The sequence below is a fragment of the Paraburkholderia sp. J67 genome (assembly GCF_905220265.1).
Classification (GTDB): Bacteria; Pseudomonadota; Gammaproteobacteria; order Burkholderiales; family Burkholderiaceae; genus Paraburkholderia.
Genome location: NZ_CAJMZK010000005.1, coordinates 168822 through 183505, shown reverse-complemented (window position 1 = coordinate 183505; position 14684 = coordinate 168822). Strand labels below are relative to the sequence as shown.

Sequence of the window (14684 nt, the reverse complement as noted above, 5' to 3'; positions counted from 1 at the left end):
GCGATATGCATGCGGGCATCGCGATCAACGAATGCGGTAAGCCACCGGACGTATTTGCCGGTGGCGTGTCAAACGGATCTAGAAACCCACCGCCTGGCCATCACGTCTGCCATCTGATGCACCCAGATATCCGTGAACACCGCGTTGTATTGCCTGCGCCGCACCAAACTTTGGATGGCCCCAGTGCAGTCGCTCGATGTGATGTCCACGATTTTCCAGGGCGGAGGTGACATGCGACGCAGCGCTCTCCTCAAGGTTGACACGTCCTGTGTCAGGTTCAACCATCAGTCGCGGTGCGTCAATGATGGCCTGAGGATTCTGCTTCAGGTCAGCCAGGCGGCTCATAGTCTGCACATGTCCCTGTGCTTGCATGAAACCACCCATGACGCCGAAGGACATCAAGGGTTTTCCGTCAGAGGTAATGAAGCCCGGCATTATCGTATGCAGGGGTTTCTTTTTCGGACCGACTTCATTGCAATGCCCTGGCACGAGATTGAAGTTCGCCCCACGGTTATGTAGCGAAATGCCGGTTTGCGGGACGACAACTCCCGAGCCGAACGCGAGGTAGTTAGACTGAATGAACGAAACCATCATCCCGCTGGCGTCAGCGGTGGTGAGGTAGACCGTACCACCCGCCTTTGGCTTTCCCGCGATTGGAAAGCTTGCGCGATCCATCCGGATAGCGGTAGCACGACGACGTAGATAGTCGTTGTCGAGAAGCTCATCGGTCGTTGCCGACATGGAGTGTCTGTCGCCGATGTGAGCGTACAGATCAGCGAATGCAAGCTTCATCACCTCGGCGTGCAGGTGGTAAAAGTCTGCGCCGTCAGCCATCGCTTCGGTGACATCGAAATACTCGAGAATACCCAGTGCGATCAGCGCCGCGATCCCCTGATTGTTAGGCGGCATTTCGTGTAGCGTCAGATCGCGGTATTTCCGCGATAACGGCTTCACCCATTCGGCCTTATGCCCGGCAAGGTCCTCCATGGTGATGCTCCCGCCGGTCGCCCTCGCAAAACTTGCGATCTGTGCGGCGAGGTTGCCTCGATAGAACGACTCGCCGCCGGTGCGTGCAATCTCGCGAAGCGTGTTTGCCATCGCAAAGCTGCTCCAGCGCTCGCCTGCTTTGGGGGCGGTTCCGTCGGTCAAAAATGTCCTCGCGAACCCTGGCTGATCCTTCACCATTTCTGCGAAAAGCGACCAGTGCTCAGCGATTCTGGGTGAAACGGCGTAGCCCTCTTCGGCATACTGGATCGCGCTTTCAAACAAGCGCTCGAAAGGAAGTCTGCCGAATCTGGCGGATAGGGCCCGCCATCCAGCGACCTGACCAGGCACCGTCACCGTATCCCAGCCGACGCTGGGCATTTCAGTTCTGCCTGCGAATTTCTCCGCAGTCCATGCGGCAGGAGATCGCCCAGTCGAGTCGAGAGCATGAAGTTCACCATCGGCCCATACCATCGCGTACATGTCCCCGCCAATGCCGTTCATTGACGGCTCGACCACGGTTAGCGTAATTGCGGTCGCAAGTGCCGCATCGACCGCGTTACCGCCGAGAGCGAGCATCCTGAGACCAGCCTGTGCGGCCAATGGTTGAGAAGTCGCAACAATGTTCTCCGCGAAAACGGGAAACTTGCGCGTGGCGTAGGGATAGGTGGATTCGATATTGCTCATCACTCGGCTCAATGAGGAAGGAATCTAGCGATTCCAGACTGGTTGAATGCTCCATTCCTCGCATGAAATCGCGAGTCGTGGATAGCTCAAAACGAAGGAACGTCGTCTGATTCATTGTGACGAGCCTTGGCTTGCGCAGATGTCGCATACCTTACTTTTGCAAAAATTCTTCTCCAGACTGCCGCATCACGTTGTACGCAGGCGGCACTCGCTTCTGTTGACGCTGCGTTGGTTACGGAGTCAACAAAGGTCGGCGTCTGCGGGGAACGTATTCGAGCAAAGCGGGCGTTTGAATGATTCTCTTCGAGCGATAGCGAACAGCACTTCTCGATGGCGAAGCGGTTGCTCATGGTGCGGGCTATCGGGTTGTGCGACTGACTCATCATGGCCGACTACGACCCGATGTGCTTCGATGGAGACAAGGCGGCATCGGAGTAGGGCGACCGGCTGACCGTTCTGCAAGTTTGTGCGGGTACCGTCGACGTTTAGCAATTGTCCGGCGCGCCTGCCAGGGTTCCATGTTGGCCCGATCTCTGCCGGGATGACCAGGTTGAATCGTTACAATGCTGCGACGAGTGCTCTTCTACCGATTCGAATGCGAAATATCCTGACCTCCTTTTTCTGGAGCGGCGACGCCATCCGCAGTCGCCGCGTAAGTGACATCGTTTTATCTGCAACGCTCGATCTGCCGGCGCCTCCCGTGGCCGTGCTTGCGGATTGGCAAAGAGAGATAGGGGTGCGGATCGCTCTGGAACCAGGGGATGTCGAGGTGATGCCTCTGGCGCGCACGCAGATGCGTTGGCCGGACTACAGGCGCTGCGTGCAGGCGATCTCGGAGTGGACCGGCGCCCTGGGACTGCCCGTGGTGATTGCAGATTGCGACATGGCGCTGATGGCCTGTCGTGGCGCGAGGTATCACCATGATGGCGAACAATACGGCGGTAACGCTTTCTGCAATCTTTCTGAGTGAAGATAAGGGTCTGGACTTGCACTTTCCCTTGACGGGCCAACGCATTCCCCTCAAGCGGGGAACAGCCGTAATTTTCGATCCAGTTCAGCCCCACGGCGTCATTCGGCGCGGCAGCGACAGTTTTTCTGCGGCCGAATTCGCCCCTGACCAGGACTTCGCCCAGATTTTCCTGACGTGGGAACTTCCCATAGAAGACGCCAATATTGGCAGCGCGCTGAAGATCGTATTCGATATTGCCCCCTCGACGTCGCTGCAACTCGAGAAAGAGCAAGTCTGGTCCAACGGCTCACCAGCCGCCGTGTGCCCGCAATCGGGCCGCTTGCTCCGCGTTGACTAGCTTGGAGTCACGGCCCAGTACTGTGCACAGAAACGCGAAGCAAGCGACTCGCAGCTTGTGAGGAAAGCTGCCGAATGTCAGCAATTGCCCAACTTGAGAGGACGCTGTACCAGCGTGCGTCCGCTGCCTGGCTCGTGCCGATGTTTGAATGTGCGCGCGAGAAGACTGGTTCGACAAGAACTACTACAGTCACAGCCCGAAGGCGAACCCGCAAGGTTCCCGACACGGCTCGCTTCGCAGCGTGCGCTACGCGACCGGCAATCGCGTTCGTCTCGTGATCGACCGCATTGGCGTGGCGCCAGGCGACGAAAGCGCCGCTGATTTTGGATTCCGTTGAGTGATCAACCAACCCGCGACGTTTGCGGACCAGGCATGCCTGGCTGCGTGATCGCTGCCAGGCAACGAGTAGGTCTCGGCTCGCAAGTTCTCAAGCCATGGCGAGCCGCCGCCATTGCCATCGCCAGCATCATTGGGTATCGTTACCGCGCGGAGAGTCGCGGTAATACTCGTGCCGGGCGTCGCGGGCGCTGCACCAGTCGATGACTTCGAAGCTGTGTGCGTCGGCTTCGGGCATCGGCACTTGCATGAAGTAGATTGTCTGCCCCTGGCGGGCATAGACTGATTCTGGAAAGACATGTAGCTGCTCGGGAATCGCGCCTGGAAGCGGATGTGCAGCGTAGTAAACGCGCTGGGCGTCCTGCCAATAGTGAAAGTCCGCGTTCGGCACCGCGCTGACCGAGGCGCCATCAGCATCCTGTACCAGTTTGCCTTCGTACCATGCATACCTGTCGTCGTAGGCCAACTCACGGTGAGACGGCGCGCAAACCAGTTCGCCGCTGGCGCCCTCAAGTGAATTCAGCGTGCCGTGCAGGTAGTAGCCGCGGCGATCGTCGGCATAGTACTGGCCGCCGAGATGTCGCAAAGGTCCGTCTCCTAGCGGGATGCGCCGCGACCAGAAAAAGGCTTCGTCGACGCCGCACCAGAGGTCTCCGACACGCTTCATGGTCCCCGGGTGGATACCGTTGAGCACCGTCAACGCGCTGTCGGTCGGTATCAGATAAACCCTATCGTCGTCTTCGAACACGAATTCGCCGAGATGACGGAAGCTGGCGCCATCAACCTCGCCATGATCGAGCCACTGCAATTGGAACTTTCCTGCGGACACCAATAGCGCGCCTCTCCGCACGATTGCATCGAGCAGGGCTTGCCGGTCGGCAGGCGTGTCGTCCTTACGGTCGGTCTTGACCAGGTGCCAGATGGAGTCACCGCACAGAAGGAGCGGCGACGCGCGGGAGCCGCCAGGATTGAAACCACGCAAGCTGGCGTTCGGCAAGTCCTGCAGCCGATACAGGCGACTCTGGAAATCCAGATACCACACCTGGCGGCTGTCTGCATAGAACGCCGCGCCATCACTGCCGGCCGTAACGCGACGGAAGGAGTGCGGATCGGCTCCCGAGACGACGGCGGGCGGCAGGTCGTGGAAAGCCGACTGCTGGATGACCTGGATGCCATCAGTATGAAATTCCAGATCATAGTCGAACGGTTGATGCGGCGTCGCCATGGCGACACCCCGATTGATCAATTGCTTGAGTCCCTGCAGCAAGGGCGGCGCGAGTGAACGACTGAGGTCGGCGTCCGGTCCGATCTCCTGGAGCGTGAGCAGCCACTCGTGTAGCCATTCCGGCCAAATTGGCTGTGTACTCTCCATCACCTCACTATGACCCTGCCCGATACCAATGATGGCTACCGGCCGCATGTTGCCCATGTCGTATACAACAGCATGAGCCTCGCTCTCGCCGCCGCGGAAATCTGCCGCGATACGCAGCAGTGTCAGCAGATCGCGCATCGCGGCCCGACTCTCCGTCGAACCGCCATAGTTTTCGTATGCGGCAAAGTGCAGTTCGCACGTGCTCTCGTCGTATATGCACATCAGGTACCCGTCGCCGCAGGTCAGCGCATTGGCTGTCCGTTTGATCAGTGCATCCTTGACGGTGGTGGTGGCAGCCGCAGGCGGCGGGCCCGCAAGTATTTCAGGCCAGTCTGCAAACACCGCATCGGCCGGGCCGTCGAGCCAGCGATGGAACGCGATTGCGGAACAGGGAATGGCGGCGACGAGTAGCAGCGGCTCTGACATCAGGAACTCCGGATCATGAGATGGCATCGTGTGCAATGTTTGGCGGCATCGAGAATAGGATGATCTTCGGGAACGCGTGTCCTATGCAGAACCCAGTTGTGAATGAGAACTCTGGATAGTTGGATTCCCCAAAAATCTGCGTGCGAACCCAACTGGCGGATTGTCGCCTTGATGCGCTTTCCGAGTTTCAGGTACAGCTCGACCGCCCGGACGCGATCTTCGTATGAATACATGGACTACCTCCAAAGTAGTCCAGGATTTTGGACGCATCCCCCGTGGGTCAGTTCTGCGTGAACATCAACAGTGCATGATATTTCGAAGTCGTGCGATGCAAAATAATGCCCAATGAATGACTGAGAGAGCTTGAAATTTAAGTTTTGACTGTGTCGTATTGTCTGTGCTAGTTTCCTCAGACTTAATGTCAAGAAACTGAGAAAGGCTCGACGTGCAACGAAATTATTTGAGGGTCGGTGACAAGTCCTCAGCGGGAGGAACCGTTATAGAGGGGATTCCCTTCGTTTCCCATGAAGGGCAAGCACTGACTTTTGTGGGTGCTCATGTTAGCTGTCCGGCTTGCAAGTCCACGGGCCAGATTGTCGCCAAGGGGCCGCGTCTGCCCGTTGTCATGATGGGCAAAATGCGGGCTCTGCAAGACGATGTCTGTCAGTGCAGGTGCAGCCCTCCCCCTGTCATGATTGCTTCCCAAGCGTCCATGTACGAGACCATTCAAGGTCATGAGCTTGACAGCATGGGCTATAGTTTGACTGGTAACCTTCTGGCTGACGAACCGACTGGGGATCACTGGATACGCTTTGCCCTGAATGATGCGGGCAGTTGCGAGGGCTTGCGCTGCCGTGCCCATTTCTCAGATGGCTCGATGCAGGAAGGAGTGTTTGGCTCCGATAACAAGGTGCATTTCGAGCGCCCCAATGCTTCAGCCTGCCAGAAATTAGAGGTTGTCCATTCTGCGCCTCAGACTGACGGCACGTCAGTCATGGGCAGTCTTCTTTCCGCGATGGCGGGGCAGGCATGAGCGAAGTCAAACCATCTAATCACGCTGTCGCTGAGGGTTCATACAACACTCAGACGACTCACGCTATCGAAAGTGCGATTCTCGAAGCTGCCATCAAAGACTTCGAGTCAGTTGCAAACCTCTTTGCAACTAATGCCATTCTCGACAATGCCGTGCGTCAGCAGTATGTGAAACATATACGTATGCTCTCTGACCAGGTAAGAGAAGAAGTTACCAATGGAAATATGACGGTCAAAGATGGGGCTGAATATTGCAGTGGCCTGCGTGACAAGATATTTGTGGAGTACCGAAAATACACTTCTGCCCTAGGTCTCGCCCAAGCGGAAAAGCTCAAGCTTCAGGCACGAGGATTCGACTACTACCTGAATAAATACTCTCACGAGCTTTACCAGAAAGACTTTGTCAATCTGACAGTAGGGGAACGGAATGCGGTCTACTACAAGGTCTTGAGCAAAGCAGGTCAGGGTAGTGTCAGGGTCACGACAAAGGTTCGCAGACTTCAGATTGGTGCTCGGGTTGCGGTGCTCGTCACTGCGATTCTGGCGACGGGTGAGGTCATAAATGCCAAGGACAAGGTCAAAGAGGTTGCCAGGCAGGGAAGCATCATTGCAGGCGGCATGATTGGGGGCGTCGTCGCCGGGCTGGGTGCATCCTTTATCTGTGGACTTGCTGAGCCCGTGTGCGCTGCCGCCGTGGTTCTCATTGGAAGCAATGTCGGTGGTATGGCCGCTGAGGCTGCTAACGACATGTATCAGGAAGAGCTTCCCGTGTTCATAGACTGGATGAGCAACTAACCATGTCCATGCTTATTTTTCTAGTCATATTCATTGTCTTCGCCATTTCTGCGGTGATTATCCTAATTAACGTCATGGGGGAGCCAGGGGTGGATTACTGGGACCTCGATGGCTCAAATGAGCCCCCCGCCTCCAGGCTAGATTTCCTGAGAACGAAAACGTGGCTCTATGGTTCTGCTGTAGCTCTCGTCGCAAGTGCAATTTCTTATTTTGTCCTTCGATAGTCGACTGCGGCGTGCAGGCGCGGTCTGACGCAAATGACGAATCCAGCTCCAGGCTATGAGCAAATTTGGAACTGGAAGGAGAACGTTAAAGTAGGCGTGAAGCTGTTCCAAGAGAAACAATCTGAAGCGAAGGACTCGTTCGGACATCATCCCTACACCGATGATCAACTCATGCGCGAAACGTTCACCATATGGAACGGCGGCACGTATTACCATTGGAACTCCGAGACACAGCAATTTGAACGAAAGAACGTATTGTGTGACCCTGACCTGCTCCCCGAGATTAGTACGCTGACGGTGTAGAGTCCGTTCAAGGCGCTTTGTGGACGCTGTTCGTTTCAATGCTCGAAGGCGATATCGAGATTGCGCGCAACCAACGCGCGTCAGGCTTCGGCATGAAGGTCACGTAGTCGCGCTTCATCGTCTTTACGACGCTCTCAGCCGGGCTGCACACCAGCGTCGTCAATAGCTTCAGGCCGATTTCGGCAGCGAAGGCGAAGGTCTTCTCGGAGACGTGGCCCGATAGTTGTCCGTAAGTCAATCGATTTTCGCTGGCGCTTTCAAGGCGTCGCCAAAGCGATGTTCTACGGCCGCGAGCATCACGTAACGCATGATGTTCCCGCTGGCTCCCGCGCGCGACCAACGCAAGCTTGCCAATCATTTTTTGGTTTTTCGAGCAATCGGCATCGGGAGCGGCTCGCCGTCCTCGATTCTCTCGTCCAGGCAATCCGCGACCAATTGGCGAATTCCGGCCAACGCGTTCTCCTTCGTTAGTTCAAGCCAACTCAGGCTAGGGAATTCATCGCACAGACCGACGTTCTCTTGATCCTCCTCAGACCAAACGATCCGGTAGGTGTATTTTTCAAGCCGCCAGTCGCGATCCGAACGCAGCCCCGTCATCTGCTCAGCCGACAGTTCGGCAGCGTCGGTTGGGTCCTCTGCAATACTTCCCTGGATTTCGGCCTCTCTTTCGGGGCTGGATATACGCGACTCTCGTTTTGTTGCCTTCGCATACTCCGCTTGAAGGACTAGCCAAGACGCCACGTCGCCGCCAAACCTCTTGGTGATGTGGCAGGCGATTTCAAACGTGATGCCGCGTCGCCGAGCAAGGATTGCATCGAGAACCACGGACGGCATATGTAGCTCAGCGGCCAGCGTCGCTGCGTCAATGCCAGCTGGGTTCATGTAGTCTTCGCGCAGCACGTCACCGGGGTGAATAGGGTGCATATTGTTTTGAGGATTTCGTAGCGCCTCTGGCTTCGTGAACGGAGACCAATCCGGCGCCGGCGTAACTTCAGCGACCACACCGCGCTGGTGCGCGCGCCACAGGTCGTACTGAGCCTGCATCCGCAACCAGAATTCAGCGTCGCCACCGTGAGCAACGCCAAGCCAAGCCTCGATGCGTAAAGCTAGTTCAGCAGTAACGGGGGTCTCGGCTTTCAAGACCAGCACGAGGTCGTCCAGCGGAACCCCCAGTTGTGCCGCGACTTCTTGTTGAGTGAGATTGAGGCCGGGAATGGTCATCTCGCGCAGGATTTCGCCTGGATGCGAAGGGGCGTGCATACGTGTCCGTTGCGTACTCATTGTGTCTTCTCTCTATAAGGCGCGGGCATTACATCGAAACTGCCACGCTGCCGCTTGCCAGAGTTCGTAGCATGCCGGTGCGGCTAGCAATACTTTGGCACGGCCACCACGATTTACGCCCCGCCAAGTTTCAATGCACAGAGCCTACTCTGCAGTTATTGCAGAGAGGTTAGCGCGTTTTGGTGGCGTCGCGGTAGGCGGCTATTGGTATTGTCGCTACATGACGCTAACGCGTAGCCCGGGGCTGGACATGCTGTAAGAAGGCCCATTGTTAAGCCTCTCAACGCCTCTGCACTTAAAAAATCAGATTTCGGGAGGCTACCTCGTCCATTCAGCAGGCTCAATGCTCACGTGGTGATAGAGCGTAGAGGGACTCAGGATTGAACTTAAAAATTTATATTCCTTAGTGTTTATTGCAAATTCTTTCGAGAGTGGCCGGAGCGGTTATAAGGTCTCGCAGGCAATGTTGCGTTTGCTTAAGAATGTGGGGCGAGTGCCGATAACTGAGTTGCTAGGGTCAGCGCGTACGGGAGTAGCGGAAAATACGCCGAAGGCACCGATGTCGAGGCCCCAGAAATCAACCATAAGAGCCAACCACCGAGGAGTCTCAATGCTGGTCATCAAAATTTTTATTGGCCTCGCCATCATTTTTGGTCTGTACACTGGAGTGAAGAGGTTCAATATTCTCTGCAACGATAAGTTCGGGCATGTCTTCTTCACGAAACATGCTTTCATTGCCACAATTGCAGCGCTCATCTTGATTCTCATCGGCAATTGGTGGCGGCAATCAGCCGCTCAAAGCCATGGTGACGTACTCAACGGAATCATCATCATGGCTCTCGGGTTAGCGATTGCCGGCTACATGATCGTTGTGAACGTACGGGAAACAGATATCGTCTACGGCGTGGGCGGCTCTGTTGTGCAACTTGGCGCATTTTTTATCTTGGCGTATTTAGCTATCCCTTTGATGATTGTCGCAGCCTTCTTCTGTTTCTTTGCAAATGCGCGCGTGGTGCCAGTGCGAGTCGTCAACAAATAAGCGCTTCAGCTATGGCCGAAGGCTGCCCACGTCCTCCGGTCCGTAGCGACAGCATCCCCAGCAGACGATACTGCCATCTGTACAAAGCGGGGGATAGGGATGTGCATGCCCAGCGTGATTAGTCTCCAGGTGATACACAGCCTCGTCAGGGGATGCTATCGCGATAGCGCTTTCGTCCGCGTCTATGAGCTCGCCAATGCCGATACTGCGCAGCTTCAATACCGCAGCCGACGGCACATCCACTCCAGCGACACTGATAGTCAACCGGAGGCTCAAGTCGTGCCAAGCATTGCCGGTTGGCAGTAGTTGAAATTAACGATACTCGGCATGCAATCTACTGTAATACAAGCGACAGTGTCGATATTGGATTTATGCAAATAAATAGTATCCATCTGCCGGAGCTATATCGGCAAGGAATTCGCTGTAAGGATCTCCTAAACGCGTGCAAGAACATCTACACTGCGGCCAGTCTTATTCGACGCAACATGAATGCGCATCAGCGTTTCTGGGAAACGGTGGGCAAGTACCATTCCGCTACACCGAAATTTTACCTCCACTATCTCCAACTCGTTCGAACAGAACTCCACCGCGAGTAGCAGGCGCTCATGGAGGAAATGCTAATTACGTATTAATTCACTACCTATTTGTAATAATTGGTAGTTATTTGTAGTAAAAACAAGGAAAGACCAATCATGAAAACATCCTATATCACAGCAAATAAGATCGCGATTCTCGTTGGTATCGCCTTCTCTCTCGTCGGTTGCTCGAGCAAGCCCTCGGAAGGCGATGTGCGCAAAGGCGTCATTGCAAATCTTGGCATCGACGACTGCGATCTCTTCAAGCTAGCGAAGTTTGAGAAGGTCAACGGACTCAAGGAAGATGACAGCCACTACCAGATGGAGATGTCGGGCGAGATCATCATGAAGCCGTTGTCGGCCAACAAGGACTTCATCGAGGACACTGAGTCATATCTTGAGAAGAACAAGGATGCGTCCACGCAGGCCCAAAGCGATCTGAACGATCTGGCCAAGAAGATTGAGGCTGGCGAGCAGGAACTTGGCCAGAGCCAGGATCCTGAGATCCGTGCGGCCATCGTGAAGGGCATCATGCAGGTGGATCCCGCAATTCGCGGAATCGTGGGCGCAGTGGACGCGCAAAACGTTGGTTTGGCCGAGATTTACTATAAGGCCCACCCGGACGAGTTGGAAGAGGCGACGAAGGACTTCAAGACCGTGACCGACTATCGCGAACACCAACTCACGGAGGCCTCGATGCGCAACGTCATCTTCAAGAACATCGCCAAGGAATGCCCGAACGTTAGCGCAGCACTCGTGCGGACCTTTACCGGTGCGAACGTTTCCACCGATCAGTTCAAAGATGACCTCCCCTACGACTTCACCTTCACCTACAACATGCAACTGACGGACAACGGTTGGCAGATCGCGCAATGATGCGCATTGAGTAAAGATCACTCCCTTTTCGGACGTTTTTTTGTTTCGGCGTGGTGTTGGAGCCCGGCAGTAGGTACGCGACCTATAGACCTTACTCACAAGGCACCATGCTGAAACTTGGCACACGATCAGGGAAAAGCGCCACCCTAAGGGAGAGCAGGCGCTGACGTGCTGCATCTGGGCTCAAATTCACCCGGCATAAAACCAACTGCGGGTGGAGTCGTCCCTTCTATCTTTGCGGTCGGGGCAGCCCGACTCCAGAAGACCATATTTCCGGGGGGGACACAAACGCGCTGTACCTTTTCCTCTCGTTTCGCTTACTGATCGTATTGACCGAAGATCCGGCAGCCGCATCAGCTCACCCGCGAGCAATATCTTCCTGTTTCGCATACTCGAAATTGAAATGTTGCCCTCTCAACCGACGATTCCGTTAAGATGCCGCTCGCGTTGCTGTTAAACGGGTGAATCGGTTGGTATTTCCTTTCAGGTAAGCAAGGAATCGATCCGTGTCCCTAGAACTAAAAGAATGATGAGCTTCCGGCTGGTGACTGCAGTTACAGCTGTGCGCGTGTCGCCCCGGCGCTAGAAGCCCTCGCAAGAACCAAGGTTTGTCCAACTCGTTGTCAAATCAAAGAGTCCTTAAGGAGAATCGGGTAATGCCAGAAACCGGTGCGTGCATCGTTGGTGACAAGACCAACAACTACGTGGTGTTTGATCCCCAGAGCAGTGCCGTCTATACGTTTGACATCAAGGCCAACCTGTACGGCAAACCCAGATTCGATCTTCCTTCATCATCTTCCGCGAATAGTTCAGTTTTCCCGGCCGCCAGTGGTAGCAACACAGGGAGTGCGGCCACCACCGCGAAAGCTCCTGCTTCCCTGGGTGTCAGTAGCACCGCGGGCAATACAACCACCGCTGCGAAGACTCCCGCTTCCCCGCCCGCCAGTGGCATCACGGGCAATGCGGCCACCGGTGTGGTGTATTTCTCGGGCCAAACCGTCTCGTATCTCACCGATGTCGACAACCCACTGGCAACGTGGAAGACGCTGCGGGATGCGCCGTTCGCCATCAAGGGAATCTGCGGCGATCTGGTGAACGGCATCGTCATCCACGACGGCGACAACCTTGCCCAGATCAAGGACGTCTTCAACAACCCTGTATGGCAGGAATCTGCGATCAGTCCTCGCATTCCGATCGGCGGTATCGCCGGCGACGCCACCAACGGTATCGTGGTCTACCGCCAGTCTCCGTGGGACGACAAGGTCAAGTACGACGGCGAAGACAAATTCGTGCCGAGCGTCTATATGTTCAGCGGCCAGCCCTATGGTTCGCCCACTTCGCCGCTGGAGCCGCGCGTCGCGATCGAGGCCATCATGGGCGATGGCGTGAACGGCTACATCGCCATGGGTGAGAACCAACTGTTCTCGCTTATCAAGGGTGTTTGGGCCAAGCTCGCTTCGTTGAAGTTCGGTCTGGTCTGCGCCACGGGGAACCCGAAGGACGGTGTGGTCGCCCTGATCGGTGCCGAGCGCTACCTGGCGACCAGCGCCGACACCAAGACCTGGACGCTCGTGAACACCCTGCCGGCCTCCGCTCCCGTCCAGACCGCACCTGCTGCTCCATCTACTCCGGCTGCTTCAACTACGCCGGTTGGTTCAGCGACTCCAGCTGCTTCAGCTACACAGGCACCCGAATCGGTTCAGACCGAACCCGCCTGATCCGTCTGCCTGAAAAATGGCGGCCGCCGCAAGCCGGGTGCTGCGGTGGCCGTTGGCCGATTTGAACTGGAGAGACCATGGATCAGCAGTACAAGACCCCCGACGTGTATATCGTCGAGCAGGACGCATTTCCCAACACAGTGGTGGCAGTCGAAACCGCCATTCCGGCTTTCATCGGTTACACAGAGAAAGCCCGGGACGGCAACGCAGCCAGAAAATACAAGCCGACTCGTATCGAGTCGCTGACTGACTACGTAAAGGTTTTCGGTGGCCCCTACAAGCCGCTGTTCTCGCTCAAGCAGAGCGACGACAAGACTCACTACGTGACCGCGCAGAATCTGGAGAGCCGCTTCTTCCTGTACTACGCAGTGAGCCTGTATTTTGCAAACGGCGGTGGCCCGGCCTATGTGATTTCGGTGGGCAACTATAGCGACGCCGTGCTGAACGGCAAGAACGTCAAGGACTTCACCCCCGATCCGGATCCGAACGACCTTACTCTCGTCGCGCCGTTCGATGCACTGAAGAAGGTGCAGGACGTGACCTTGCTGGTGGCTCCGGACACCGTGTTGTTCGATAGCCCGGCCGCGTGCTACGGGTTCTGGGAGGCGGCGCTCGCGCACTGCAATACCATGCGCAGCCGGATGGCGATGATCGACATCTACGGCGGCGACAAGCAGCGGACTTATGACGACCAGACTGACGTGATCTCCGGCGAGCCGTTTGGCTTTCGCGAGATGATCGGCACGGACTTCCTCAATTACGGTGTGGCCTACTACCCGTGGGTGAACTTCGACGTCGTGGACGAGAGTAAGGTCACCTACGCCAATCTGGACAGCGATTCGCTGGGCGTGCTGCGCCAGGCGCTCGCCGACGAGCTGGCCGCGACGAACCCGCAGCCGAGCGTGTCGCAACAGCAGAAGATGCAGAAGCTGTTTAGCGGGCTATCGCTGCTGGTCAATGACCCAGTGACGAACAGCGCGTTGACCGACGACAAGGGCAACCCCTTGCCCGATGACAAAGGCAATACGGCCGCCAACGCGGCAGCTGCGGCCGCGGTAATTGCGCGTATTCACAACCAGCTCACGGCAGTCAGCCCGCTCTACAAGACGCTCGCCGCCGACATGCTGGCACATCCGAACCTGCTGCCGCCGTGCGGCGCGATGGCCGGCGTGTATGCGCGCACGGACTCGAACAAGGGCGTCTACGTGGCGCCGGCCAACACCAGCATCAGCCTGGCCGTCACGCCAGCGGTGGACATCACGGCGGAAGATCAGGAAGACCTGAACATGCCGCTCGATGGCCGCGCAGTCAACGCGATCCGCACGATCCCTGGCCGCGGTCTCGTGGTGTGGGGCGCACGCACGCTGGACGGCAACAGCGGCGATTGGCGCTACGTCAGCGTGCGCCGCACGATGATCATGCTGGAGCAGTCGGCCAAGGCTGCGACGATGGCCTATGTGTTCGCGCCGAACGTTTCCACGACGTGGGTGGCGGTCGAGGCCATGATTTCCAACTTCCTGTACACCATGTGGCGCAGCGGGGCGCTTGCTGGCTCCAAGCCGGAGGATGCCTACGACGTGCAGGTGGGTCTCGGTAGCACGATGTCTGGCCAGGATGTTATCGACGGCTATATGCGCGTCACGATCCGTGTAGCGGTCACGCATCCGGCGGAATTTGTCGAGCTGAATTTCCAGCAAAAGATGCAGGTTTCCTGATTGAGACGGAAAAG

At 56.5% G+C, this 14684-nt stretch carries 13 protein-coding genes and 3 pseudogenes; 11 read left to right on the top strand and 5 right to left on the bottom strand.

Going from position 1 to position 14684, the window contains the following annotated elements; all coding sequences use genetic code 11:
- Positions 1 to 78: 78 nt before the first annotated feature.
- Positions 79 to 1671, bottom strand: a complete 1593-nt coding sequence (gene ggt / locus U5782_RS12450; protein WP_322044119.1) for a gamma-glutamyltransferase — start codon at positions 1669 to 1671, stop codon at positions 79 to 81.
- Positions 1672 to 1757: 86 nt separating this feature from the next.
- Positions 1758 to 2021 carry a hypothetical protein gene (locus U5782_RS12445; RefSeq protein WP_322044118.1) on the bottom strand — a complete coding sequence of 88 codons (264 nt, stop codon included), beginning with the start codon at positions 2019 to 2021 and terminating at the stop codon, positions 1758 to 1760.
- A 245-nt stretch (positions 2022 to 2266) separates the two neighbouring features.
- Here U5782_RS12445 and U5782_RS12440 point away from each other — a divergent pair.
- Together U5782_RS12440 and U5782_RS12435 are read left to right on the top strand one after the other, a co-directional pair.
- Positions 2267 to 2978, top strand: a pseudogene (locus tag U5782_RS12440) (hypothetical protein).
- Positions 2979 to 3126: 148 nt separating this feature from the next.
- Positions 3127 to 3315, top strand: a complete 189-nt coding sequence (locus U5782_RS12435; RefSeq protein ID WP_322044117.1) for a hypothetical protein — start codon at positions 3127 to 3129, stop codon at positions 3313 to 3315.
- Positions 3316 to 3444: 129 nt separating this feature from the next.
- Here the strand turns inward: U5782_RS12435 and U5782_RS12430 are convergent, their stop codons facing one another.
- Positions 3445 to 5112: a DKNYY domain-containing protein gene (locus tag U5782_RS12430; protein WP_322044116.1), complete on the bottom strand. Its 1668-nt coding sequence runs from the start codon at positions 5110 to 5112 to the stop codon at positions 3445 to 3447.
- Positions 5113 to 5557: 445 nt separating this feature from the next.
- On the opposite strand from U5782_RS12430, the pseudogene U5782_RS12425 reads away from it, so the two are divergent.
- The 4 genes and pseudogenes from U5782_RS12425 to U5782_RS12410 form a co-directional block, all read left to right on the top strand.
- Positions 5558 to 5776: pseudogene (locus U5782_RS12425) on the top strand (PAAR domain-containing protein); the annotation flags it as partial.
- A gap of 48 nt (positions 5777 to 5824) precedes the next feature.
- Positions 5825 to 6145, top strand: a complete 321-nt coding sequence (locus tag U5782_RS12420) for a hypothetical protein (protein ID WP_322044336.1) — start codon at positions 5825 to 5827, stop codon at positions 6143 to 6145.
- On the top strand, positions 6142 to 6939 hold the full coding sequence (locus U5782_RS12415) for a hypothetical protein (RefSeq protein WP_322044115.1): 798 nt from the start codon (positions 6142 to 6144) through the stop codon (positions 6937 to 6939). The genes U5782_RS12420 and U5782_RS12415 overlap by 4 nt, the downstream gene beginning before the upstream one ends.
- 257 nt (positions 6940 to 7196) lie before the next feature.
- Complete coding sequence (locus U5782_RS12410; protein ID WP_322044114.1) at positions 7197 to 7466, top strand: hypothetical protein; 270 nt, start codon at positions 7197 to 7199, stop codon at positions 7464 to 7466.
- A 38-nt stretch (positions 7467 to 7504) separates the two neighbouring features.
- Here the strand turns inward: U5782_RS12410 and U5782_RS12405 are convergent.
- A pseudogene (locus tag U5782_RS12405) lies at positions 7505 to 7796 on the bottom strand (IS3 family transposase); the annotation flags it as partial.
- A gap of 24 nt (positions 7797 to 7820) precedes the next feature.
- Positions 7821 to 8747, bottom strand: a complete 927-nt coding sequence (locus U5782_RS12400) for a HigA family addiction module antitoxin (RefSeq protein WP_322044112.1) — start codon at positions 8745 to 8747, stop codon at positions 7821 to 7823.
- 610 nt (positions 8748 to 9357) lie between these two features.
- Here U5782_RS12400 and U5782_RS12395 point away from each other — a divergent pair.
- The 5 genes from U5782_RS12395 (at position 9358) to U5782_RS12380 (ending at position 14670) form a co-directional block, all read left to right on the top strand.
- Positions 9358 to 9786: a hypothetical protein gene (locus U5782_RS12395; protein ID WP_322044111.1), complete on the top strand. Its 429-nt coding sequence runs from the start codon at positions 9358 to 9360 to the stop codon at positions 9784 to 9786.
- 296 nt (positions 9787 to 10082) lie between these two features.
- Positions 10083 to 10382 (top strand): lytic transglycosylase domain-containing protein, encoded by a 300-nt coding sequence (locus U5782_RS41625; protein WP_415914310.1) that lies wholly within the window; start codon positions 10083 to 10085, stop codon positions 10380 to 10382.
- Positions 10383 to 10478: 96 nt separating this feature from the next.
- On the top strand, positions 10479 to 11237 hold the full coding sequence (locus tag U5782_RS12390) for a hypothetical protein (protein WP_322044110.1): 759 nt from the start codon (positions 10479 to 10481) through the stop codon (positions 11235 to 11237).
- 656 nt (positions 11238 to 11893) lie between these two features.
- Positions 11894 to 12955, top strand: coding sequence for a hypothetical protein (locus U5782_RS12385; RefSeq protein ID WP_322044109.1), 1062 nt, complete (start codon positions 11894 to 11896; stop codon positions 12953 to 12955).
- Positions 12956 to 13032: 77 nt separating this feature from the next.
- Entirely contained in the window at positions 13033 to 14670 is a 1638-nt protein-coding gene (locus tag U5782_RS12380; protein ID WP_322044108.1) for a phage tail sheath family protein, read from the top strand.
- Positions 14671 to 14684: the final 14 nt, after the last annotated feature.